Here is a 23514-nt window from a genome sequence, read left to right on the forward strand (position 1 = left end):
CTCCCCACCCCCGTCCGAGGGGGTCGATCAAGAGGTTTGCGTCAACCGGAAGATCATCGGTGACGCAAACCTCTTGATCAACGGGGTCTGCGGCGGGCGCGGGTCGGCGCGGGGGGAGGGGAAGGGCGGGGGCGGGTCAGTTGTAGGGCATGGTGGGGAACCAGCCGACGCCGAAGATCGACGGCACCCGCAGGTCCCAGTAGACGACGGTGAACACGCCGAGGGCGACCAACAGGGTGCCGGTGACCAGCGCCGAGCGGGCCGGGTCGGTCATCCAGCGCAGGAAACCACCCCGGGTGACCAGCACGACGACGACGAAGAGCAGCGTCACGATGACGATGTTGCCCAGCGACTGGAGGGTGAACGCCGCAGCCCCGTACACCGGGTTGCCGGTCTCCACCGCCCAGTGGAACAGCTTGTTGAACAGCGGGTACGGCCGCCCGATCAGGAAACCGCCGATCAGCGCCCCGATCAGCACCACCCGGGCCACCGGCCGGCGGGCGAACACGTCGGGCACCAAGCCGAGGGCGCTGAGCCCGAGCAGGGCCAGCACCAGGCCGATCACCCCGAAGACCACCGACGACTGGATCAGCCGGACCGGCATGCCGCCGACGGTGTCGGTGGACAGCTGCGGCAGGCCGTCGCCGATCAGCACCCCCACCGCGCCGTACGTCGCGGAGACCGCGACCATCCCCAGCGCCAACCAGCCCACCGGCCGCAGCAGCGACCGCAGGTGGTGACGCAGCCGGTTCGACGCCCCCGCCTGGCTCAACGGCCCGACCGAGGCGACCATCGCGATGTTGCAGGCGGTGAAGGTGCCGGCGAACCCGGAGACGAAGGCGAACAGCAGGCCCGCCCCGGTGCCGCCGATCGCCGTCGCCTTCGCGTCGTGGCCGAGCAGGTTGTTGGCCACCGTGTCACCGATGACCGAGTCGACGAACTCGAACGACCAGAGCACCGCCAGCAGCACGCCGGCGGCGGCGCTGACCAGCGCGGCGGTGCCGTGCCGGGTGGGTGCCGGTGAGGCCAGCTCCACCGGCGCCGGCGACACCGGCCGGCGGGGGGTGGGGGACTCGGGGCTTTCTCGCAGGGCCATCGTGCCTCGTCTCTGCCGGTCCGGGCGGGCCCACGGCCGACCGGACGGCGACCCGACCCGGCAGGGCGCCCGGCCCTCGGGCCCCGGGCCCTGACGGGTGACGCCGTACGCCGTTGCACCCGCCGGGCAGCGACCGCTGCCCGCTCACAGCATGCCGAGGCGTACCGGTGCGGTCTTATCCTTGCGTGCTGACTTCGGCGGGCCGGTCAGCCGGCCGGGGTGCCGCCCGCGACCCGGTCAGCACCCGCGCCACGACCGGTGGGACGAGCAACCGGCGCGGCGGGTCGACCAGGTTGAGCACCCGCAGGAACGCCGCACCGAGCGCCGGGTCGGCGGTGGCGGCGGCGTGCAGCCGGTGCACGTAGGCGTTGGTCAGCCGGACCCGCAACGACCGGGGGCCGGGGACCTCGGGGAACCGCAGGTCGGTGCCGACCGCGATGGACCACGGCATGTCGATCACCCGGGCGGCGCGCCGGAAGAACCGCCGGGCCAACCCGTGCGGCCCGGCGGGCAGCAGCCGGGCCAGCTCCACCGCCTGCAACGCGGCGGCGGTGATGCCCTGCCCGTAGATCGGGTTGAAGCTGCACAACGCGTCACCGAAGACCAGGTATCCGGCGGGGAACCGGCGCAGCCGCTCGTAGCGGCGGCGGACGCTGGCCGGGAAGCGCATCCGGGCCGGCGCGCCGAGCGGGCGGGCCTGCCGCAGCAGCGCGCCGATCTCCGGCGCCGGCAGGCTCGCGGCATAGGCGAGCAGGCCGGCGTCGTCGAGCGGTGGTTCCTCGCCGAACATCCCGCTGAGGGCCACCGCGAACCGGCCCTGCTCCTGCACCGCCACGATGCCGCCCCGGGTAAAGCCGGGCACCGCGTTGGTGAGCACGCCGAGCAGCCCGTCGAGCTGCTGCGGTTCCCGCTGGTAGAGCCGGGTCACGTAGGTGAGTCCGACGTCCACCTGTTCCTGCGGCGCGGGCCGGTAGCCGAGCCCGGCCAGCCACACCGGACTCCGGGTGCCCCGCCCGCCGGCGTCGACCACCAGATCGGCGGAGAGTTCGCGGGTGGCCGAGGGGCCGTCGGCCCGGCGGTGCACCCGTACGCCGGTCACCCGTCGCCGGTCGGGCGTGCCGACCAGGTCGGTCACCTCGTGTCCGGGCAGTGCGGTCACCCCCGGCAGCGCGGTCACCCGGTTGCGGACGACCTGTTCCAGCAGGGGACGGCTCACCCCGATCGCCCGTAGCCCGGACGTCGCCGGCCGCATCCGGTAGCCGTCGTTGTACCAGCGCACCTGACCGTGCAGGTCCACCAGGGGCGCGCCGAGCGCGGTCAGCTCCCCGGTGATCCCGGGCAGTAGGTCCTCCAGCACCTGCCGTCCCCGGTCCAGCAGCACGTGCAGTTGCCGGCCCTGCGGCACCCCGCGGCGGCTGGCGGCCTGCTCGGGCAGGGGATCGCGGTCGACCAGGGTGACCCGGCCGTAGGTCTCGCTGAGGGCGCGGGCGGCCAGCAACCCGCCGATGCTCGCGCCGACCACCACCGCACTGTCGGTCGCCATGTTCTGACTTTAGGTGTACGGGTGTCAGCCTGTCGTCTCGTAACGTGCGCAACATCGACCATTGACGTGGTCTACGCGCCGGGGAATGGTGACATGGTGCGACGGCGCGAATCCCATCGGTCGTCGCACGACGCGTTGCGGGGCGGCCGTCGGCGACCCCGCCGGGCCACCGGCGTCCCGGTACGGGCGGGTCGGCTTCCGCCCCGGCCGCCGCCCCCCGCGTCACCTGACAGTGCTGACCCGGACGAAAGGACTCCTCGTGCGCCGCTTCCCGCGAACGTCCGTCTCTCCCGGTGCCCCGGTGCCGCGCCGCCACCCGTGGCGTCGGGTCGTCGCCGCCGTGGCCGGACTCGTGCTCCTGCTGGTGGCCGCCCCCAACGCGGTCGCCGGTCCGCCCGGCCCGGCCGGGACCGCCGACCGGGCCCTGCCCGCCGGCTTCCGGCACGGCTTCGTCGAGGTCGAGGGGACCAGGCTGCACTACGTCCGGGGCGGGAGCGGGCCGGCGCTGGTGTTGCTGCACGGCTGGCCGCAGACCTGGCAGGCGTGGCGACCGGTGCTGCCCGCGCTGCGCGCCGGCCGGACGGTCGTCGCGTTCGACCTGCCCGGCCTGGGTGACTCCGCCGCGCCGGCCGGCGGGTACGACAAGGCCACCACGGCCCGTCGGCTGCACGCGGCGACCCAGCAGCTTGGCCTCGGCCGGGTCGACCTGATCGGCCACGACGTCGGGGCGCTGGTGGCCTACCCGTGGGCGCGGGACTACCCGGCCGACGTGTCCCGGGTCATCGTGATCGAGACCGCGTTGTCGGGCTTCGGCCTGGAGGACCTGTACAGCCGCAGCTGGCACTTCCTGTTCAACGCCACCCCGGCGCCGACGCCCGAGCTGCTCATCGACAACGACGACGTCCCGGTCTACCTGGACCGGATCTTCGACTTCTCGTCCCAGCACGACACGATCGACCGGCCGGTCTACTACCGCGCCTACCGGGACCCGGCCGACCGGACGGCCGGCTACGAGTACTACCGCGCCTTCAACACCGACATCGCCGACAACCGGGCGCAGGCCCCGGTCAAGCCGGTGACCCTGCCGGTGGTGGCGATGGGCGCGGCGTTCTCCTTCGGCCCCGGCGTCGCCGCCTCCTACCGGCAGGTCGGCACCGACGTGCGGCAGGTCGTCGTACCGGACTCGGGCCACTGGGTTCCGGAGGAGAACCCGCAGTTCCTCATCGACTGCACCCGACTGTTCCTCGGCCTGCCCGGTGCGCCCGCCCCCACCCCGGCGCTCGCGGGCTGCGCCGCCTGAGCCACCGCCGGGTGCCCCGTACCCCCCTGCGGGGCACCCGGCGGTGGATCGTCCGGGTCAGGCCAGCGCGTCGAGCGCGGCCCGGTCCGCCGGGGTCAGCCGCAGCCGGGCGGCGGCCATGTTCTCCTCCAGGTGCCGCACCGAGCTGGTGCCGGGAATGACCAGCACCGTCGGCGAGTAGGCCAGCAGCCAGGCGATCGCGACCTGCGCTCGGGTCGCGCCGTGCCCGTCGGCGACCCCGTCGACGGTACGCCGTTGCGCGGCGCTGAAGTCGGGCCCGAACGGCAGCGGCGGCCGCCCGTGCCGGGCACCGAGCAGCCCCGCCCCCAGCGGGAAGTACGGCACGAAGGCGATGTCCTCCTCGGCGCACCGCCGCAGCACGTCGTGGCACTCCCGGTCGAGCAGGTGGAAGCGGTTCTGCACGGCCGCGATCGGGATCGTCGCCCGCGCCTGGTCGAGCTGCTTGACGGTGACGCCGCTGAGCCCGACGCCGCCGATCAGGCCCTCGTCGCGTAGCCGCACCATCATCGCGAACGACTCGGAGAACCGGACGTCGCCCGGCCGCAGCAGCCCGTCCCCGCCGACGCGCAGGTAGACCAGCTCCAGCCGGTCCCGGCCCAACCGGCGCAGGTTCTCCTGCACCTGCCGGCGCAGCTGGTCGGGCGCCCCGGCGGGCACGAAGTCGCCCCACCTGTCGCGCTCCACCCCGATCTTGGTGCCGATGACCAGGTCGTCGGGGTACGGGTGCAGGGCCTCGCGGATCAGGTCGTTGGCCACGTGCGGGCCGTAGAAGTCGCTGGTGTCGAGGTAGTCGACCCCCAGCTCGACCGCCCGGCGCAGCACCGCCAGCGCGCCCGCGTGGTCGTCCGGGGGGCCGAAGGAGCCGGGGCCGGGCAGTTGCATGGTGCCGAAGCCCAGCCGGTTGACGCTCAGCTCGTCGCCGAGCCGGAGCCGCCCGGCCTCCGGCGCGAGCCTGTCCGACAGTGTCACCCTTGCTCCCCTCGGCGGGACGCCGCACCCGCGACGCCCGTGTGTGCGGGCCTGCCCGGTCGGCGGGCGTCGGCGGGGACGCCCGCCTCCCGTCGGCCATCCTCGCGGACGACGGGGACACCGTCGCGCAGGTCGACGCAGCGTGTCGTCGGTGGGGTGACCCTGGGTGGGCGTGGGTGCGGTGCGGGTGGCGGGGGTCAGCGCAGCGGGCGCGGCCCGAAGTCGAGTGCCCGGTCCACGCCGATGTGGAAGAACCAGCAGGCGGCCACGAGCGCCAGCGGCGTCCACCCGGTCGCGTCGAGGGCGTGCGCGAGGCCGTACCCGGCGAGCAGGACGAACGGGGCGACGTAGGTGTGCCCCAGGTTGTAGACGATCGCGCCGACGCGGTGGTCGACGGCGTAGCCGAGCATCGACAGGTCGAAGACGAGGAACAGGGCGAACAGCCACCACCAGGCGAAGCCCGTCAGCACGACGAGGACGACGGCCGCGGCGGCGACGGCCGCGCCCTCGACGCGGTAGAGGACGGGCACCGGGGTGGCCGGTGGTGCGGTGCGGGCGGGCGCGGCGGTCACCGGCCCTTCCAGTTCTCGAGGGCGGACACGACGCTGTCGACGGCCCGGTCGTAGCTGCGTTCCAGGTCGGCGGCGAGCGCGAACGCGCCGGCGGTCTCCAGGCTGACGAAGCCGTGGATGACCGTGCGCAGCAGCCGGGTGGCGTCGACCGCGTCGTCGCCGAGCAGCCGGTAGCCGGCGAGCACGCGGTAGACCACCTGGACGGCGGCGTCGCTCACCCGCCGGTCCTCGGCGTCGTCGGGGGCGGGCGCCCGGATGGTCATCGGGTACTGCGCCGGGTTCTGCTGCGCCCACCTGCGGTAGGCGGTGGCGAGGCTGCGGACCGCGTCGTCGCGGGCCCGGCCGACGCACGCCTCGGCGAGCGTCGTCGACAGGTTCGCCTTGGCGCGGAGCATGATGCCCCGGCGGAGTCCCGGGAGGCCGTCGATGTGCTTGTAGAGCGACGGGACGCGGACGCCGAGGCTCTCGGCGAGCGCGGCGAGGGTGAGTTCGTCGTGCGGGTGCGCTTCGAGCAGGTACGCGCCGCGTGCGACGACCGCGTCGGTGGTGAGGCCGGCCCTAGGCACGGGTGCTGATCCGGGTGAGGAAGTCGAGCACCGCGCCGGTGGTCCGTTCGGGCTGCTGGGACTGCGGGTAGTGGCCGGCGTCGGGCACCATGACCACCTCGCCGCGCAGGGTCTCGCCGATCCAGGCCGCCTCGGCCGCCGGGTCCGTGAAGTCGGGGTCGCGTTCCCCCATGACGACCAGCACCGGGGTGTCCACGTCGGCCAGTCGTGCCTCGGCGGGCCGGTGGTCGGTCTGCCGTGCGGTGCGGGAGAACGCCGTGCCGTAGCCGGGCTGGCGGAGCTTGGCGACGACGGCCGCCCGGTACTCGGCGAAGTCGGCCGGTTTGGTGCCGGCGTAGAGGGTGGGCAGGTAGGCCTTCCAGACGGCGGCCACCCAGAGCGGGGACGTCAGCAGGCGGAAGAGGCTCCGCATGCCGGGGGGCTGCCGGGGGTTGCGGACGAAGGGCCCGACGAGGACGAGTCCGCGGACCTTCCCGGGGTGTTCGGCGGCGACGATGACGCCGGCGCCGGCGGCCAGCGAGTTGCCCACGATGACGGCCGGCCGGCCGAGTTCGTCGATCAGGGCAATGATGTCGGAGGCGGTTTCGGGGTCGCCGTAGGAGGTGAAGGTGGTGTCGCTGTCGCCGTGGCCGCGCAGGTCGGTGGTGGCCACCGTGTAACCGGCGGCGACCAGGGCGGGGGCGAGGAACCGGTAGGACGAGCGCAGCTCCGCCATGCCGGGGACGAGCACCACCAGCGGGCCGTCGCCCTGCAGGTCGTAGGCGACGCGGCCCTGGGGGCGGTGCAGGTAGCGGGTCGGTGGGTGGGTGCTGCTCCGGGCGTCGGTCATGAAGCTAGCTTAGCTAGCCGAAAAGCTAATAACAATAGCTTTGCCGGGAGGGTGACGCCCGGCACCCGCCCTCACCAGGGGATCACGCCGCACCGGGCCGGCGTGCGGGAATCAGCGACCCCCGCACGCCCGCGCCCGCGGGCACCGCTCGAATCGGATCGACGTCGCGCAAGCGACCAGACCCCCCGGATGGTCGGGGACGGGTCACAACCGGACCAGACCGCCGTCCGCCATGATCGTCTGCCCGGTGACGAACGCGGCGTCGTCGCTGGCCAGGAAGGCCACCGTGCCGACCACGTCCTGCGCCTCGCCGGGCCGCTTGATGGCCTGCATCGCCGCCACGTGCTCCTGCGCCGCGCCGGCCATCGGACTCTCCGCCAGCCCGGGGGTACGCGACAGGGTCGGCCCGACCGCGTTGACCGTGATGCCGTACGAGGCGACGTCGCTGGCGAGCGCCCGGGTGAACCCGATCACCCCCATCTTGCTGGCCATGTAGTGGGTGAACCCGGGCAGGGCCAGCCCGACCGAGTTGGAGGTGAGGTTGACGATCCGCCCCCACCGCGCCTCGCACATGTGGTGCAGCACCGCCTTGGTCATCAGGAACTGCGAGTCGAGGTTGACCGCCAGCACCCGCCGCCACGCCTCGTACTCCAGCTTGAAGATGTTCTTGGCCGGGTAGATGCCGGCGTTGTTGACCAGCACGTGGCAGCCGCCCATCCCGGCGGTGATCTCCGCGCCGATCCGGGCGACGTCGTCGGGGTCGGAGACGTCCCCGGTGACACCGAGGGCCTTGCGCCCCTCGCCCTCCACCAGCGCCACCGTCTCGATCGGGTCGACCAGGTCCACCGCCACCACGTCCATGCCCCGGCGGGCCAGCCCCTGACAGATCGCCTGCCCGATGCCCCGCCCCCCGCCGGTCACCACGGCGATCCGGGTACCGGTGCCGGTCGCCATCAGCCCCACCCCTTCGCCGGCGCGCCCGGGTCGCCGCCGTCGCGGGACCGCCGCCCGGTGGTCAGCCGCAGCGCACCCGACGGGCAGAGGTCGACCGCGACCCGCGCCTGCTCGGCGTCGTCCGGTTGCCGGCGCAGCAGCACCCGGCCGTCCTCGCTCTGGTCGAACAGCTCCGGGGTGGACAGCACGCACTGCCCGGCGCCGATGCACAGGCCCCGGCTCACCACCAGCGTCGTCGTCGGTTCCTCCGCGCCCACCGGGTCGCCCACACTCACCGCAACCTCCCTCACCAGGTCACCGGCAGCCGGTCCAGGCCGTAGATGTTGGACTCCTTGCGGAACGGCAGGCCGTCCAGCTCCTCGGCCAGCCGCAGCCCGGGGATGCGGGCGAACAGGGTACGGAACACGATCTCCAGCTCGGCGCGCGCCAGGTTCTGCCCGATGCACTGGTGGATGCCGTAGCCGAAGGCCATGTGGTGCCGCGCGCCCCGGCGGACGTCCAACACCTCGGCGTCGGTGAAGACGTCGGTGTCCCAGTTGGCGGAGGCGAACGACAGCAGCAGCCCGTCGCCGGCCCGGACCGTCACCCCGCCGACCTCGATGTCGGCGGTGGCCACCCGGGGCAGCGCGTCCACGACCGTGAAGTAGCGCAGCAGCTCCTCCACCGCCAGGCCCATCGCCGTCGGGTCGCCGGTTACCACGGCGAGCTGGTCGGGGTTCTCCAGCAGCCCGGCCACCCCGAGGGAGATCATGCTGGCGGTGGTCTCGAAGCCGGCCACCAGCAGCAGCATCGCCAACCCGACGAGCATGTCGTGGTCGAACAGCGGGGTCTCCCGGTTCTGCACCACCAGCCGGCCGAGCAGGTCGTCGGTCGGTTCCGCCTCCTTCGCGGTGACCAGCCGGTCCACGTAGGCCCGCAGCTCGCTGCTGGTCTGCTGCCGCTGCTCGGCGGAGACCGTCCGGCGCAACTGGGCGTCGGCGCTGCGGACGATCAGGTCGCGGTCCTCGTACGGCATGCCGAGCAGCTTGGTGATCATCGAGGCGGGGACCGGCAGCGCCAACGCGGCGACCAGGTCCACCGGTTTCGGCCCGGCCAGGATCGTGTCGATGCACTCGTCGACGGTGCGCTGGATGTGCGGGCGCATCTCCTGCGCCCGGCGCAGCGTGAAGTCGCCGATCAGCATCCGCCGCTGCGGGCCGTGCTCCGGCTGGTCGAGCCCGATCAGCGAGCGGCCCACGGCGGCGATGTTGCGGCGGGTCTGCGGGGTCACCGGCTCGGTCAGCGGCAGGTTCGGGTGGAACCGGTCGGCGCTCACCCGGGGATCGGTGAGCAGCCGCCGGACGTCGGCGTAGCGGGTGACCAGCCAGGCGAGCTGCCCGTCCGGTACCCGGACCCGGCTGACCGGCGCCTCGGCGCGCAACCCGACGTACTCGGGGGCGGGGGCGAACGGACAGGTACGGGGCATCGGGAAGTCGGGTGTCTCCCCGGTGGACGCCGCGTTGGCGGCGAATGTGCTGTTAACGGTCATCTTGATCCTCTCGGTGTGTGGGTCGGTGGCCCCGGGCGGCGGCCCGGCCCCCGGAGCCGACACGGAACCCGGCGTCGACCCGGGACGCGCCAGGGCGGCGCGGGCCGGCTCATCCCGGGTGCCGGGCGAGATGGGCGAGCAGTGCCGCGGAGAGCCGGTCCGGCACCTCCTCGGGCACCCAGTGCGACACCCCGTCGAAGGTGAGGAACTCGTACGGGGCCTTCACCCAGGCGCCCGTCCCGTGCGCCGCGACCGGGCCGACACCGATGTCGTCGCTGCCCCAGACGTACAGCGTCGGCACCTCGACCGGCCCCGCCTCGACGTCCTCCGGCCGGGTCGCCCGGTACCAGTTCAACGCGGCGGTCAACGCGCCGGGCGCGGTCAACCGGTCCAGGTACGTGGCCAGCTTCGCCGGCCCCGCCGCGCCCAGCATCCGGCGCAGGAACGCGGCGTCGTCGGCCAGCAGCATCCCCTCGGCCTGCCCCGGCTGCCGGAACATCGCCAGGTACGCCGAGCGGCGCTGCTGGTCGGCGTCGGTGGCCAGCGCGTCGGCGAACGGCCGGGGATGCGGCACCGACACGGCGGTGAAGGTCCGCAGCAGCTCCGGACGCCGGTCGGCCACCGCCCAGCCGATCGCCGCCCCCCAGTCGTGCCCGACCAGGTCGAACCGCGACCAGCCGAGCTGTCCGGCGACCGCGACGACGTCGCCGACCAGCGCGTCCATCCGGTACTCGTCGACGTCGTCGGGCCGTACCCCGGGGGAGTAGCCGCGCTGGTCGGGCGCGACGGCGTGGTAGCCGGCCGCGCCCAGCGCCGCGAGCTGGTGCTCCCACTCGACGGCCCCCTGCGGGAAACCGTGCAGCAGCAGCACGCCCCGGCCGTCGGTGGGGCCGGCGCTCAACGCGTCGAAGGTGCCGGCGTCGGTGGTCAACCGCAGCGACCCGGTCATGTCGGCCGCCCGGCCCGTGCGGCGGCCACGTCCCGGTACTGGTCGACCAGCCGGTGCAGCGCCGGGACCAGGTCGTTCGGGGTGGGCAGGCCGGCCACCTGGGTCCGCAGCCGCTCGGCGTTCGCCTTGAACGACGGGTCCTTGAGCACCCGGCCCAGATCCTCGGCGAGCGCCTCGGAGGTGAGGTGGTCGGCGTCGGCTACGAACCGGCCGGCGCCCTGCTGTTGCAGGCCGTTGGCGTGCGCCAGCGGCCCCCACCACTGGAAGCCCCAGTGCGTCCCCGGAATGATCAGCTGCGGTACGGCCTGCTCGATGGCGGTGGCGAAGGTGCCCGCCCCGCCGTGGTGCACGATCGCCGCGCAGCTCGGCAGCAGCATCGCCAGCGGCACGAAGTCGACCACCCGGACGTTGTCCGGCAGCTTCGGGATGGTGGCGAGCTGCTTGGCGTTGAAGGTCGCGATCACCTCGGCGTCCAGCCCGCTCACCGCGTCCAGCAGGTCGGCGGCGGGGGCCTCGGTGCCGCGCCCGTTGCGGTGCGACTCGCCGAGGGTGAGGCAGATCCGGGGCCGCTGCTGCTCCTCGCGCAACCAGTCCGGAATCCGGGCCGGCGGGTTCACCGCGATGTGCCGCACCGGCACCAGGTGCAGCCCGTCGGGCTGGTACTGCCACGGCGGCATCGGGTCGATGGTGAAGTGCCCGACGGCCACGTCCTCGTCGAACCGGGTGCCGTAGCCGCCCAGCACCCGGTCCAGCCAGTCGCGCAGCGGGTCGCCCTGGTCCCGGGCGGCGCGGCGCAGCTGGGTGATCCCGTCCGGGCCCATCATCATCCGGGCGTGCGGCACCCCGCAGACGGTGGCGGCGGCCGGCGCGGCGTACACCATGGAGTCCCAGACCACCAGGTCGGGCCGCCAGGAGGCGATCAGCGCGACCAGGTCGGCGATCATCTCGTCGGTGGAGAACAGCGCGAAGCCCCAGGAGGCGCGGGACAATTTCTCCAACGGGTTGTCGCGCGGGAAGTCCTGCTGCAACGGCATCTCCTGGCGTTCACCGGGGGCCATCACCACCGGCGGCGCCTCGCCGGGGCGTACCCCCGGGTAGAAGGCCGGCATCTCCGTGCGCGTCCGACCCACCTCGACCGGCACGAACCCGGCCGCGATGATGGCGTCGGCGATCTCGGGCTGGCTGGCGACGCGGACGTCGTGTCCGGCCGTGCGCAGCGCCCACGCCAACGGCGTCATGATGTGCAGGTGCGCCTTGTTGGCGTGCGGCACGAAGAGCACTCTCATCCGGTCTCCTCAGCTCGGTGTCCCGGCCCGGCGGGCGGCGGCCGGAGGCCGACCGTCACGCGGGCACGGTGCTGCGCCCCCCGTCGACCTCCTCCCCACCATGATCTCGGCCCCGGCCGTCCCGGGACATCTCCATACATGCCCTTTCGCCGGCGGCGACCGGGCATCGTCGAAGTAGGCAGCCCCCGCTGACCTCTCCATACTCGACGGACAGGCGGCCCGTCCGACGCGCCGGCCGCCCACCGGTCGGATGCCCGACACGCCGGTGTCGCCGGCCCGCCGTCACGGTCGCGCCGCGACCCGCCGCCCGGCCGCCACCCCCGCCCGGCCCCTCCCTGCCCGCACGACGAAAGGGACACCCATGTTCGCCGACGCCGACCCCGCCCTGATGGAACCCCGAGACTTCGCCCGACTGGTCACCGCCACCCCGGTCGACGAGCTGCGCCGGGTGATGGGCGGCCCGCACCGCCGCACCATCCTCGACGGCATCTTCGTCCGGATGCCGACCCTGTTCCGCGCCGACCGGGCCGGCGACACCGAGGCCGTCCTGCACTGGAGCGTCGGCGACCGGCGCGAGGGCACGGTGGACACCTACGAGATGGTCATCGCCGGGGGCGAGTGCGTGTTGTCGGAGCGGCCGGACCGGTCGCCCCGGCTCACCCTCACCCTCAGCGACATCGACTTCCTGAAACTGGTCAGCAGCAACGCCAACCCGGTCACCATGTTCGTGCTGGGCCGGATGAAGGCCAAGGGCGACCGGGGGCTGGCCATGCGCATCCCCACCCTGTTCGACATCCCGAAACCCTGACCGGACACGAGGGCGGGGGCGCACCCGGTGCGCCCCCGCCCTCGTGTCACCCCCCGTCCCGCCCCCGTCGACGGCCGGCGGGTGGCCGGGCCGCCCCACCGGCCCGGCCGGTGGGTCAGCCGGCGAGCCGGCGGCCGACGTCCGCGCGGAGCTGCTTCTTGTTCACCTTGCCGACCGCCGTGAACGGCAGCTCGTCGACGGTCACCAGCAGCTCCGGCAGCTTGAACGCGGCGACCCCGGCCTGCTGCATCACCGCCCGCACGTCCTGCAGGGCCACCGTCCGGCCGGGCTGCGGCACCACGTAGAGGCAGACCCGCTCGCCCAGCTCGGCGTCCGGCATGGCGACCGCGGCGGCCAGGCTCACCGCGTCGAGCTGGTAGGCGAAGTTCTCCACCTCCTCGGCGGAGATCTTCTCGCCGCCCCGGTTGATCAGATCCTTGTCCCGACCCTCGATGACCAGGTTCCCGTCGGGCCGGAGCCGGACGATGTCCCCGGTGTTGTACCAGCCGTCGGTGAACGCCCGCGCGGTCAGCTCCGGCGACCGGTAGTAGCCGCGCGGCGTGTACGGCCCCCGGGTCAGCAGCACCCCCGGCTCGCCCGGCGGCACCGGCCGCCCGTCCTCGTCGACCAGCCGCAGCTCGTCGTCGGGGCAGATCGGCCGGCCCTGGCTGTGGCACACCACGTCCTGTGGGTCGTCCGGGCGGGTGAGGCAGAGCAGCCCCTCCGCCATGCCGTACACCTGCTGCAGCTCGCAGCCGAGCACCGGCGTCACCCGCTGGGCCACCTGGTCGGCCAGCCGGGAGCCGGCGACCTGGACCCGGCGCAGCGAGCTGAGGTCCCGGTCCGGGTCCTTCTCCCGGTACTCCAGCCAGCGTTGCACCGCGGCGGGCACCAGCGAGGTGAAGGTGGCCCGTTCCCGCTGCACCGCCTCGAACGCCCGCTCCGGCGCGGGCGACGGCAGGATCACCACCCGACCGCCGGCCAGCAGCGTGCCCAGGATGCCCGGCCCGGCCATCGGGTATCCGTGCGCCAGCGGCAGCACCGCGAGGTAGACCGTCGACGCGTCCACCTCGGACAGTTCGGCGGCGCGGCGCATCATGTAGCCGTAGTCGTCGTGGGTCCGGGCGATCAGCTTCGGCACCCCGGTGGTGCCGCCGGAGAGCAGGAACAGGGCTACCGCCGAACCGGCGGGCGCGGCGGCGTCGAGCGCCGAGCGGGCCGCCGCCGGGACGTCCGCCGGCCGGCATAGCCGCCGCAGGTCGACACTGTCCGCGCGGACGTCCGCCCCGGCGACCAGCACGTGCCGCAGGGTCGGCGCGTCGGCGGCCACCTCGTGGGCCAGCGCCTGGTGGTCGAAGTCCTTCAACACGTCCGGTACGACCAGCGCCCGTGCCCCGGTCAACGCCACGATCGCGGCGATCTCCTGCCGCCGGTGCGCCGGCAGCGCCATCACCGGGACCGCGCCCAGCCGGAAGCAGGCCACCGTCAGCACGACGAACTCCCAGCAGTTGGGCAGCTGCACCACCACCCGGTCGTCGGGACGTATCCCCAGCTCCCGCAGGCGCTCGGCGGCGCCGTCGGCGCGGGCGGTCAGCTCGGCGAAGGTGAGGCGTACCGGGCCGTCGACCAGGCACGTCCTGGCGGGGTCGGCGTCGGCGGCGGCGTACAGGTACGCCCCGAGCGGCCGGTGGGTCCAGTAGCCCCGGTCGGTGTACCGCGCCACCAGCTCCGGCGGCCACGGCACGGTCCCGTCGAGGGTAGGTCGGGTCGCTTCTGCGGACATGTCGGGCCCTCCCGATCCGATCGGTCGACACGGCGCACCGGCGTCGGAGCCCGGGCGGCGCGACGCGAAATCGTGTGTCGAACTCGCGGGGAAACCGTACGGAGGCGTGCCGCCGAGTTCCTTCTCCCGCATTGCGCTATTGCCCGCCCCGGCATTAGCGGAGGTCACCGCCGGTCCTGCCGGCCGTCCACCGCCGGGGACGATCGCACTCAGGAAGGTGCCCCTCCGATCGGCCAAGGAACAGGATGTTTCGCAGTTGAGGTCAGCGTCCGGACCTGACCGTCACCGCGACATTTCCGAAGGACAGCGACCACCGCATCCGGCTGTGTTCCGGATGCGGTCGGCGATGTGGAGAGGAGCCTGGACGTGAGCCAGGATGGGGAATTTTCTGACGCCGTGGCCATTGTCGGTATGAGCTGCCGGTTCGCCCCTGACCTTGACTCGTTGGAGAAGTTCTGGGCATTTCTCATCGGTGGTAGACATGCCGTGAGCGCCATGCCCGACAAGCGGTGGGAACCGTACGCCTCGACCAGCCCCCAGGCCACCGCGATCCTGCGGAAGACGACCCGGCTGGGCTCATTCCTCGACGACATCGAGGGATTCGACGCGGACTTCTTCGGCATCTCTCCCCGGGAGGCGGACTTCCTCGACCCGCAACAGCGGATCGTGTTGGAGTTGGCCTGGGAGGCGCTCGGCAACGCGGGCGTGCCGCCGTTGTCGCTGCGCGGTTCGGACGCCGGTGTCTTCGTGGCCGCCAATTCCAACGACTACGGCCGTCGACTGTTGGAGGACATTCCGCGGACCGGCGCCTGGGCGGTCAACGGCACCACCTACTACGGCATCGCCAACCGCATCTCGTACTTCCTGGACCTGCGCGGGCCCAGCATGGCGGTGGACACCGCCTGCGCCGGTTCGCTCACCGCGCTGCACCTGGCCTGCCAGAGCCTGCGCGAGGGGGAGATCCCGCTGGCCGTCGTCGGTGGGGTCAACATCATGGCCAGCCCGACGCTGTTCGTCGCCCTGGACGCGGCCGGGGCGACCGCCCCGGACGGCCGCAGCAAGGCGTTCGCCGCCGACGCCGACGGCTACGGCCGGGGTGAGGGCGCCGGCGTGGTCGTGCTCAAGCGGCTGGCCGACGCCCGCCGTGACGGCGACGAGGTGCTCGCGCTGATCCCCGGCAGCGGGGTGTTCCAGGACGGCCGTTCCGACGGCATGATGGCGCCCAACGGCTCGGCCCAGGAGCACATGCTCCGGGTGGCCTACGAGCGGGCCGGCATCGACCCGGAGACGGTGCACTACGTCGAGGCGCACGGCACCGGCACCCCGGTCGGCGACCGGGAGGAGGCCAAGGCGCTGGCCGCCGTCTTCGGCGCCGGCCGGGCCCCCGACGCACCCTGCCTGGTCGGCTCGGTGAAGCCCAACATCGGGCACGTCGAGGCCGGTTCGGGCATCGCCGGTGTGATCAAGGCGGTGCTGGCGCTGCGGCACGCGGAGATCCCGCCGAGCCTGCACCGCGAGCCGAACCCGGACTTCGACTGGGCCGGCTCCGGGCTGCGCCTGATCGGTGAGCGGTCGCCCTGGCCGGCCGGTGACGGTCCGCGTCGGGCCGGCGTGTCCAGCTACGGCGTCGGCGGTTCCATCTCGCACGTCATCCTCCAGGAGGCGCCGCCCACCCCGACCGCCGTGGCCGGGGCCACGGCCGCCGACGCGACGGCCGGCACGGTGTCGGCCGAGACCACCGCCGGCACCCGGCCGTCGGTGTACCCGCTCTCGGCGATGTCCGAGGCCGGGGTGGCGGCGCTGGCCGCGCGTACGGCCGACTGGCTGACGGAGCACCCGGGGGCGTCCCTGCCGTCGGTGGGGCACACCCTGGCGCACCGCCGCTCGCACCTGCCGCAGCGGGCCGCCGTGCTGGCCGCCTCGCCCGAGGAACTCGTCGAGCGGCTGCGGGAGGTGGCCGACGGCCGTACCACCCCACAGGCCGCCCGGGGCCGGACGGTGGCCGACCCGGCCCCGGTGGTCTGGGTCTTCTCCGGGCACGGCGCGCAGTGGGCGGGCATGGGCCGGCAGTTGCTGCGCGACGAGCCGGTCTTCGCCGCCGCCGTCGACGCGCTGGCCGAGGTGTTCCGCGAGGAACTCGGCTGGACGCCGCGCGAGGCGCTCACCGCCGGTGGCCCGTGGAGCGGGGTGGAGGTGCAGGCGTTGACCTTCGCCACCCAGGTCGCCCTGGCGCAGACCTGGCGGGCCCGGGGGCTCACCCCGGCCGCGGTGATCGGGCACTCGGTGGGGGAGATCGCCGCCGCCGCCGTCGCCGGCAGCCTGGACGTGTTGGCCGCCGCCCGGTTCGCCTGCCGGCGGGCGCGCGCCCTGGAACGCCTCCAGGGCCAGGGCGGGATGGCCATGGTCGGGCTCGGCTTCGACGAGGCCCGGCAGCGGCTCGCCGGCCAGGTCGGTGTGGTCGCCGCCATCTCGGCCAGCCCGACGTCCACGGTGCTCTCCGGCGACCGGGAGGCCGTCGAGCAGATCGTGACCCGGTGGCGGGAGGAGGGGGTGGCGGTGTGGCGGGTCGACAGCGACATCGCCTTCCACAGCCCGCACGTCGACGCGGCGGTGGCCGAGGTCGCCGCGGCGGCCGGCGCGCTGCGGCCGCAGACGCCCCGGACCACCCTCTACAGCACCGCGCTGACCGACCCCCGGTCGACCGCCCCGCGTGACGGGGCGTACTGGGTGGCGAACCTGCGCGAGCCGGTGCGGTTCACCGACGCGGTGACGGCGGCGGTCGCCGACGGGTACCGGGTCTTCCTGGAGGTCTCCACCCACCCGGTGGTCACCCACTCCATCGGGGAGACCCTCGCCCACCTCGGCGTCGAGGACGCCACCGTGGTGCACAGCCTGCGCCGCGACACCGACGAGGTCCGCGCCCTGCTGGGCGGCCTGGCCCGGCTGTACTGCGCGGGCGCGGCGGTGGACTGGGGGCGGCTGCACCCGACCGGGGCGCTGCTGCCGATGCCGTCGGTGGCCTGGCAGCACCGGCCGTACTGGATCTTCCCGGAGGCCCGGGCGGAGTCCGGCCCCGGCGGGGGTCACGACCCGGAGCGGCACAGCCTGCTCGGCGGCCGGATGACGGTCTCCGGCGCGCCGCCCCGGCAGGTGTGGCAGACCTACCTGGACATGTCCTCGCGGCCCTACCCGCTCGACCACGAGGTGGTCGACGTCGAGATCACCCCGGCCGCCGTACTGATCAACAGCTTCGCCCTGGCCGCCGGGGAGGACGGCCGGCTGCCCGCGCTGGCCGACATCGTGCTGCGGACGCCGCTGGCCGTCGCACCGCCCCGGGTGGTGCAGATCGTGCTGTCGGAGAACACCGCCCGGCTGGCCACCCGGGTCGCCCCGCAGGACGGCGCCCCCGTCGTCGACGACGAGGAGTACGAGTGGATCACCCACTCGACGGCGACCATCGACTGGAGCACCGAACTGGTCGACGGCCGGGTGGACGCCGACGAGGTGCGGGCCCGGTGCCCGCAGGAGTGGTCCTGGCAGCGGGTCGACGAGATGTTCCGCCGGATGGGCGTCGGCGGCTACGCGTTCCCCTGGGACGTGGTGGAGCTGCGCCGCAACGACGAGGAGCAGTTGGCCGACATCGTCATCGTGCCGCCGCCGGCGCAGACCGCCACCAGCTGGGCGCACGTCATCGACGGCGCGCTGACCATCAGCGCGGTGCTGGTCACCCCGGAGTACGCCCGGCACCAGTGGATGTCCTCGCACATCGAGTCGGTGGTCTTCAAGGGGGAACCACCGGCGCACATCACCGTCCACTCGGTACGCTCCCCGCGGTCGCCGCAGGACACCGTGGACGTGCAGGTGGCCAACGAGCACGGCGAGGTCGTCTGCCAGGTACGTGGCCTGCGGTTCTCCGCCATCTCGGACACCGACAGCGCGGTGGCCGCCCCCCGCGAGCTGGTGCACGAGGTGGTCTGGCGGCCGCTGGACCTCGACGTCGACGGCGTCGCCACCGACCTGTCCCGGGTGGTCGTCGTCGGTGACGACGCCGCCGCCGGTGACCTGGCCGGGGCCCTGGCCGGCACCGGGCTGCGCACGGTGCGGGTGGACGGCCCGGACGAGCTGGCCACGGTCGGTCTCACCCCGCGCGACGCGGTCCTGGTCGCGCCGGGCGTCGGCGACGCCGACGAGTCGGCCGAGCAGGCCGCCGAGCGGTGCGGCTGGACGTTGATCCGCAGCGCCCAGGCGTTGATCGAGGCGCAGGCGGCCGGGGGCGACCCGGCGGCGCCGCAGCCCCGGCTGTGGTGCCTGACCAGGGGTGTCCGGCAGGCGGTGGGGGAGCGGTCGCTGGCCCACGCCCCGCTGTGGGGCATCGCCCGGATCTTCGCCGGGGAACACCCGGACCTGTGGGGCGGGGTCGTCGACCTCGCCGACGACGCCGACGTCCCCGCCGCCACGGTGGCGACGGTCCTGCGCCGGCTCACCGGCGACGAGGACATCGTCTCCGTCGACGGTGGCGGTGCGGTGGCGGTGCAGCGGCTCGGTCAGGTCGAGCGGCCCGCCGACGGCACCGCGTTGCAGTGCCGGCCGACCGACACGTACCTGATCACCGGTGGCCTCGGCGCGCTCGGGCTGATGGTGGCCCGGTGGCTGGCCGACCGGGGGGCCCGGCGCATCCTGCTGGCCGGCCGCCGGGGTCTGCCGCCGCGTGCACGGTGGGACGACGACCACGACGTGCGGACCCGCCGGCAGATCGACGGGGTGCTCGAACTGGAGGCGCTCGGGGTGACCGTCCGGACCCTGGCGTTGGACATCACCGACCCGGTGGAGGTCGCGGCGGCGCTCGACCCGGCCTCGCACGGCATGCCGGCGGTACGCGGCATCGTGCACGCCGCCGGGGTGGTCCGCGACGCGATGGTGGACAAGGTGGACCGTGAGGGGCTGCACGACGTCCTCGGGCCCAAGGTGAACGGGGCGATGGTGCTGCACCGCCTCTTCCCCCCGGGCACGCTGGACTTCTTCGTGATGTTCTCGTCCTGCGGGCAGTTCACCCGGCTGACCGGGCAGACCACCTACGCGGCGGCCAACTCGTTCCTGGACACCCTCGCTGCGCACCGGCACGCCGACGGCCACACCGAGACGACCAGCCTCGGCTGGACGTCCTGGCGCGGGGTGGGCATGTCCGAGTCGATCTCGTCGACCATGCTGGAGGCCAACTCGCGGGGCCTGGACGCGATCTCGGTGACCGAGGCGTTCCGGGCCTGGGCCTTCGCCGACCGGTTCCACAGCCCGTACCACGCGATCCTGCGGGTGCTGGCACCGACCACCAACGCCCCCCGGCTGCCGATGCTGCGGGAGCTGACCGCCACCCGCTCGACCACCGAGGTCGGCACCGGCCAGACGTTCAGCGTCGACTGGGCCGACACCCCGGAGCAGGAACTGCGGGAGCTGGTCACCGCCGACGTGCGGGAGCAGGCCGCCGCCGAGCTGAGCCTGGCCGCCGAGGATCTGGAGCTGCGCCGACCGCTGGTCGAGCTGGGGGTCGACTCGGTGATGACGGTGGCGCTGCGGGTGCGCCTACAGGGCCGGTACGGCCTGGAGCTGCCGCCGAACATCCTGTGGAACAAGCCGACCATCGCCGCCCTGGCCGACCACATCGTCGACAGTCTCCGCCCCGCGGAGCCGACCGACGACGACCCGGCCGACGACCCGGCCACGCTGCGGGTGGGCTGACCCCCGCCTGCGGCGATCCCGCCGTACCCCGGCCGGTGCACCACCGGCCGGGGTACGGCATTTCGCTGTCCCGGCCCCGGAAAACCGATTCTCGGAAACGGTCGTCGACATCGCAATCGGGGAGATGTCAGCGCTCTCGCACCGCCGGAGGATAGGGGGGACGGACGGACCGTTCGGGGGTGAATGTGTCCACTGTCCGCAGTAGTCACAGGAGAGGAAGCGACCACGATGTCCACTGGTACCCAGGTGGCTCCGGCCATTGACGGAGAAAAGGCGCTCGACGCGTATTACGGGTCGTTCACCAGCGCTCAGGAAAAGGAGGTCCTCACCGTTCCGTTGCGGCTGGTGGAGGCCTGGTCCCGCAACGACGCCGCCGGGGTGGCGAATTCGTTCACCGAGGACGGCGTCATGATCCTGCCCGGTGACGTGTTCAAGAAGGGCCGCGACGAGATCCGGGCGTTCATGGCCGCCGCGTACGCCGGGCCGTTCAAGGGCACCGGGGTCACCGGCCGCCCGGTCGACGTCCGGATCATCGCCGACGACGCCGCCCTGATCCGTACCCACGGCGGCATCCTCGCCGCCGGCCAGACGGAGATCGCGGAGGAGTTGGCCGTGCGCTCCACCTGGGTCGTCGTCAAGCGGGACGGCAAGTGGCAGCTCGCCGGCTACCAGAACAGCCCGCGCGGCGCCGGCGCGACGCTGCGCTGGTGACCGGGCACCCACTCGGACAGGAGGAGACAGCATGAGCACCGAGGGCGCGTCGCTCGTGGCCGGCGCCAAGCAGTGGGCCTCGTACTACGGCGACTTCCCCAACGGGGTGGAAGGGGCGGTGCTGACCGCGCCGCTGCGCTGCCGGGCGGCGTGGGACGCCAACGACGCCGAGGGCTTCGCCTCCCTCTTCATCGACAACGGCAGCATGCTGGTCGGCGACAACCAGCTGATGAGCCGTGACGAGATCCGGACGTACCTCGGCGAGCTGTTCGCCGGCCCGTACAAGGGCTCCCGGCTGACCCTGGAGTTCAGCGAGATCCAGGTCGTCTCGGAGTCGATGGCGCTGGCGGTCAGCGTCGGCGGGGTCGTCTACGCCGACGCCGCCGCCCTCGCCCCGGGCGACAACGTCCGCATCATGTGGGTCGTCGTCAAGCGGGACGGCGACTGGCGGATCGCCTCCTACCAGAGCAGCCCGATCACCGGCTGACACGGCCCCGGCCCGAGCCGGGGGCGACCAGCGGGCCGGCCAGGGCCGGGACGACGAACGGGTCGGCCCGGCCCTGGACGACGAGAGGAGAAGAGGGACCGATGACCACGACCATGGCACCCTGGGGAGACGCCTCGGCGCTGCTGGCCGCCGCGGGTGTCCCCGAGGACCCGTCCTACTACCGGGGGTACACCGACGCCGACGAGCGGGCGGCGCTGACGGTGGCCATGCGCATCCAGGCGGCCTGGGCGGCCAACGACGCCGACATGTTCGCCGACGTGTTCACCGACAACGGCAGCCTGCTGATGCGCGACGAGCAGCTCACCAGCCGGGAGGAGATCCGGGCGTACATGTCCCGGGGCTTCGCCGGGCCGCTGCGGGGCGCCCGGGTGAAGGGTTGGCCGGTCGAGGTCACCTTCCTCACCGACGACGTCGCCCTGGTGGTGACCGAGGGCGGCATCATCATGGCCGGCCAGGACGACATCGCGCCGGAGAACTTCATCCGGGCCACCTGGGTGATGCTGCGCCAACCCGACGGCCAGCTCCGGCTGGTCTCGCACCAGAGCAGCCCGATCAGGGGCTGACGCAAGCGCGGTCGACGACGACCGCCCGACTGCCGGGGTCGTGGTGACGACGGGATGCCGATCACGGTCACCACGGCCTCGGGGCACGCCCGGCGGGGACCGCCCGGTCCCCGCCGGTGGCGCGGTGACCCGCGACCGACAACCGGAAACCTGACCTTGGAGGGTGCAGTGGTGTACGACTACGTCATCGTCGGCGCGGGATCAGCGGGGTGTGTCCTGGCCGCCCGGCTCACCGAGGACCCCGACGTCACGGTGTGCCTGATCGAGGCGGGTCCCCGGGACACCGCCGACAACATCCACGTCCCGGTGGCCTTCGGCACCCTGTTCCGCACCCACCTGGACTGGGACTACGACACCCACGAGGAGCCGGCGCTGGGCCGGCGGCGGGTCTACCTGCCCCGGGGCCGGGTGCTGGGCGGCACCAGCTCGATCAACACGATGGTCTACATCCGGGGCGCGCGCGGCGACTTCGACGGCTGGGGGCAGCCCGGCTGGGACTTCGACGACCTGCTGCCGTACTTCAAGCGCTCCGAGGACAACGAGCGCGGCGCGTCGACGTACCACGGGGTCGGCGGGCCGCTGGCGGTCTCCGAGGGACGGGCCAACAACCCGATGTCGTCGGCGTTCGTCCAGGCGGCCACCGAGGCCGGCTACGGGGTCAACGACGACTTCAACGGCGCCGCCCAGGAGGGCTTCGGCTTCTTCCAGCTCACCCAGCGCGACGGCCGCCGGGAGAGCACCGCGACCGCGTTCCTGCACCCCGCCCTCGACCGGCCCAACCTGACCGTGGAGACCAACGTCCACGTGCACCGGGTGCTGATCGAGAACGGCCGGGCGGTCGGCGTGACCGGCACCCGGCTGGACGACACGCTGACCGTCACCGCGTCCCGGGAGGTCATCCTCGCCGCCGGGGCGTACAACTCGCCGCAGCTGCTGATGCTCTCCGGGGTCGGCCCGGCCCCGCTGCTCGGCGCGCTCGGCGTGCCGGTGCTGCTGGACCAGCCGCAGGTGGGGCAGAACCTCCAGGACCACGCCCTGATCCCGCTGGTCTACACCCACTCGCAGCCGATCAGCCTGCTCGCCGCCAACCAGCCCGAGCACCTGGAGCGCTTCCTGACCGAGGGGCGCGGCCCGATGACGGCCAACGGGCCGGAGGCCGGCGGCTTCGTGCGGACCCGCGACGACCTGACCGCCCCGGACGCGGAGTTCCTGGCCGCGCCGGTGATGTTCGCCGACAGCGGGCTGGGCACCCCCACCCACCACTCGATCTCGTACGGCCCGTCGATGATCGCCCCGCGCAGCCGGGGGTACGTGCTGCTCGCCTCGGCCGACCCGACGGCCAAGCCGAAGATCGTGCACAACTACTTCCAGGACGAGCGTGACCTCGACGACGCGGTCGCGGCCACCCGGATCGGCATCCGGATCGCACAGCAGAAGGCGCTCGCCCCGTACACCGAGGGGCAGTTCGCCCCGCCGGCCTCGGAGTCCGACGAGGACCTGCGGCACTACGTCCGGCAGTACGCGCACTCGATCTTCCACCCGGCGGGCACCTGCGCGATGGGCGCCGTGGTCGACGAGGAGTTGCGGGTCAACGGGCTGGACGGGCTGCGGGTGGTCGACGCCAGCGTCATGCCCACCCTGGTCCGGGGCAACCCGAACGCCGCCGTCATCGCCATCGCGGAGAAGGCGGCGGACCTGATCGCCGGGGTCGCGCCGCTGCCCCGGCAGGCCGAGGCGGTCGCCCGGTGACCGCCCGCCCCTTGTTCGTCCCGGTGGACGGCGTCCCGTCCGTCGA

19 protein-coding genes are annotated in these 23514 nt (G+C 73.7%); 7 read left to right on the plus strand and 12 right to left on the minus strand.

Features of this window, described 5'->3' with window-relative positions; all coding sequences use genetic code 11:
* Positions 1-136 precede the first annotated feature (136 nt).
* Positions 137-1096 carry a hypothetical protein gene (locus FJK98_RS15425; protein ID WP_145919639.1) on the minus strand — a complete coding sequence of 320 codons (960 nt, stop codon included), beginning with the start codon at positions 1094-1096 and terminating at the stop codon, positions 137-139.
* A gap of 175 nt (positions 1097-1271) precedes the next feature.
* On the minus strand, positions 1272-2639 hold the full coding sequence (locus FJK98_RS15430) for an NAD(P)/FAD-dependent oxidoreductase (protein ID WP_145919640.1): 1368 nt from the start codon (positions 2637-2639) through the stop codon (positions 1272-1274).
* Between the two features lie 301 nt (positions 2640-2940).
* Here FJK98_RS15430 and FJK98_RS15435 point away from each other — a divergent pair, with 301 nt between their 5' ends.
* On the plus strand, positions 2941-3939 hold the full coding sequence (locus FJK98_RS15435; protein ID WP_240762876.1) for an alpha/beta fold hydrolase: 999 nt from the start codon (positions 2941-2943) through the stop codon (positions 3937-3939).
* 57 nt (positions 3940-3996) lie between these two features.
* On the opposite strand, the gene FJK98_RS15440 is transcribed toward FJK98_RS15435, so the two are convergent.
* The 9 genes from FJK98_RS15440 to FJK98_RS15480 form a co-directional block, all read right to left on the minus strand.
* Positions 3997-4929 carry an oxidoreductase gene (locus tag FJK98_RS15440; protein WP_240762878.1) on the minus strand — a complete coding sequence of 311 codons (933 nt, stop codon included), beginning with the start codon at positions 4927-4929 and terminating at the stop codon, positions 3997-3999.
* 197 nt (positions 4930-5126) lie between these two features.
* Positions 5127-5501, minus strand: coding sequence for a DUF4260 family protein (locus FJK98_RS15445; protein WP_145919641.1), 375 nt, complete (start codon positions 5499-5501; stop codon positions 5127-5129).
* Positions 5498-6067 carry a TetR/AcrR family transcriptional regulator gene (locus FJK98_RS15450; RefSeq protein WP_145919642.1) on the minus strand — a complete coding sequence of 190 codons (570 nt, stop codon included), beginning with the start codon at positions 6065-6067 and terminating at the stop codon, positions 5498-5500. The genes FJK98_RS15445 and FJK98_RS15450 overlap by 4 nt, the downstream gene beginning before the upstream one ends.
* Complete coding sequence (locus tag FJK98_RS15455; protein ID WP_145919643.1) at positions 6060-6896, minus strand: alpha/beta fold hydrolase; 837 nt, start codon at positions 6894-6896, stop codon at positions 6060-6062. Before FJK98_RS15455 ends, FJK98_RS15450 begins: the two co-directional genes overlap by 8 nt.
* 204 nt (positions 6897-7100) lie before the next feature.
* Positions 7101-7850: an SDR family NAD(P)-dependent oxidoreductase gene (locus FJK98_RS15460; protein ID WP_145919644.1), complete on the minus strand. Its 750-nt coding sequence runs from the start codon at positions 7848-7850 to the stop codon at positions 7101-7103.
* Positions 7850-8080, minus strand: coding sequence for a ferredoxin (locus tag FJK98_RS33225; protein ID WP_168222625.1), 231 nt, complete (start codon positions 8078-8080; stop codon positions 7850-7852). Before FJK98_RS33225 ends, FJK98_RS15460 begins: the two co-directional genes overlap by 1 nt.
* A gap of 56 nt (positions 8081-8136) precedes the next feature.
* Complete coding sequence (locus FJK98_RS15470; RefSeq protein ID WP_145919646.1) at positions 8137-9378, minus strand: cytochrome P450; 1242 nt, start codon at positions 9376-9378, stop codon at positions 8137-8139.
* 109 nt (positions 9379-9487) lie between these two features.
* A complete protein-coding gene (locus FJK98_RS15475; RefSeq protein ID WP_370517085.1) occupies positions 9488-10315 on the minus strand; it encodes an alpha/beta fold hydrolase in 828 nt (275 codons plus the stop codon).
* A gap of 8 nt (positions 10316-10323) precedes the next feature.
* On the minus strand, positions 10324-11613 hold the full coding sequence (locus FJK98_RS15480) for a nucleotide disphospho-sugar-binding domain-containing protein (protein WP_145919648.1): 1290 nt from the start codon (positions 11611-11613) through the stop codon (positions 10324-10326).
* 361 nt (positions 11614-11974) lie between these two features.
* Here FJK98_RS15480 and FJK98_RS15485 point away from each other — a divergent pair, with 361 nt between their 5' ends.
* The gene (locus FJK98_RS15485; protein ID WP_145919649.1) at positions 11975-12421 is read left to right on the plus strand and encodes an SCP2 sterol-binding domain-containing protein; all 447 of its coding nucleotides are present in this window, start codon (positions 11975-11977) and stop codon (positions 12419-12421) included.
* 115 nt (positions 12422-12536) lie between these two features.
* On the opposite strand, the gene FJK98_RS15490 is transcribed toward FJK98_RS15485, so the two are convergent.
* Positions 12537-14204 (minus strand): (2,3-dihydroxybenzoyl)adenylate synthase, encoded by a 1668-nt coding sequence (locus FJK98_RS15490; RefSeq protein ID WP_145919650.1) that lies wholly within the window; start codon positions 14202-14204, stop codon positions 12537-12539.
* Between the two features lie 411 nt (positions 14205-14615).
* Between FJK98_RS15490 and FJK98_RS15495 the strand changes: the two genes are divergently transcribed.
* The 5 genes from FJK98_RS15495 (at position 14616) to FJK98_RS15515 (ending at position 23468) form a co-directional block, all read left to right on the plus strand.
* Positions 14616-19937, plus strand: coding sequence for a type I polyketide synthase (locus FJK98_RS15495; protein ID WP_240762986.1), 5322 nt, complete (start codon positions 14616-14618; stop codon positions 19935-19937).
* Positions 19938-20165: 228 nt separating this feature from the next.
* On the plus strand, positions 20166-20648 hold the full coding sequence (locus FJK98_RS15500; RefSeq protein WP_145919652.1) for an SgcJ/EcaC family oxidoreductase: 483 nt from the start codon (positions 20166-20168) through the stop codon (positions 20646-20648).
* A gap of 31 nt (positions 20649-20679) precedes the next feature.
* A complete protein-coding gene (locus FJK98_RS15505) occupies positions 20680-21135 on the plus strand; it encodes an SgcJ/EcaC family oxidoreductase (RefSeq protein ID WP_145919653.1) in 456 nt (151 codons plus the stop codon).
* Between the two features lie 101 nt (positions 21136-21236).
* Entirely contained in the window at positions 21237-21719 is a 483-nt protein-coding gene (locus FJK98_RS15510; RefSeq protein WP_145919654.1) for an SgcJ/EcaC family oxidoreductase, read from the plus strand.
* 171 nt (positions 21720-21890) lie between these two features.
* Positions 21891-23468, plus strand: a complete 1578-nt coding sequence (locus FJK98_RS15515; protein ID WP_145919655.1) for a GMC family oxidoreductase — start codon at positions 21891-21893, stop codon at positions 23466-23468.
* Positions 23469-23514 lie beyond the last annotated feature (46 nt).

The organism is Micromonospora sp. HM134, from assembly GCF_007833915.1.
Classification (GTDB): Bacteria; Actinomycetota; Actinomycetes; order Mycobacteriales; family Micromonosporaceae; genus Micromonospora; species Micromonospora wenchangensis.

Bases quoted from the DNA above. Each gene is read 5' to 3' on its own strand.
- FJK98_RS15425 (WP_145919639.1), bottom strand. From the start codon at position 1,096: ATGGCCCTGCGAGAAAGCCCCGAGTCCCCCACCCCCCGCCGGCCGGTG.
- FJK98_RS15430 (WP_145919640.1), bottom strand. From the start codon at position 2,639: ATGGCGACCGACAGTGCGGTGGTGGTCGGCGCGAGCATCGGCGGGTTG.
- FJK98_RS15455 (WP_145919643.1), bottom strand. From the start codon at position 6,896: ATGACCGACGCCCGGAGCAGCACCCACCCACCGACCCGCTACCTGCAC.
- FJK98_RS15460 (WP_145919644.1), bottom strand. From the start codon at position 7,850: ATGGCGACCGGCACCGGTACCCGGATCGCCGTGGTGACCGGCGGGGGG.
- FJK98_RS15470 (WP_145919646.1), bottom strand. From the start codon at position 9,378: ATGACCGTTAACAGCACATTCGCCGCCAACGCGGCGTCCACCGGGGAG.
- FJK98_RS15480 (WP_145919648.1), bottom strand. From the start codon at position 11,613: ATGAGAGTGCTCTTCGTGCCGCACGCCAACAAGGCGCACCTGCACATC.
- FJK98_RS15485 (WP_145919649.1), top strand. From the start codon at position 11,975: ATGTTCGCCGACGCCGACCCCGCCCTGATGGAACCCCGAGACTTCGCC.
- FJK98_RS15490 (WP_145919650.1), bottom strand. From the start codon at position 14,204: ATGTCCGCAGAAGCGACCCGACCTACCCTCGACGGGACCGTGCCGTGG.
- FJK98_RS15495 (WP_240762986.1), top strand. From the start codon at position 14,616: ATGAGCTGCCGGTTCGCCCCTGACCTTGACTCGTTGGAGAAGTTCTGG.
- FJK98_RS15500 (WP_145919652.1), top strand. From the start codon at position 20,166: ATGTCCACTGGTACCCAGGTGGCTCCGGCCATTGACGGAGAAAAGGCG.
- FJK98_RS15505 (WP_145919653.1), top strand. From the start codon at position 20,680: ATGAGCACCGAGGGCGCGTCGCTCGTGGCCGGCGCCAAGCAGTGGGCC.
- FJK98_RS15510 (WP_145919654.1), top strand. From the start codon at position 21,237: ATGACCACGACCATGGCACCCTGGGGAGACGCCTCGGCGCTGCTGGCC.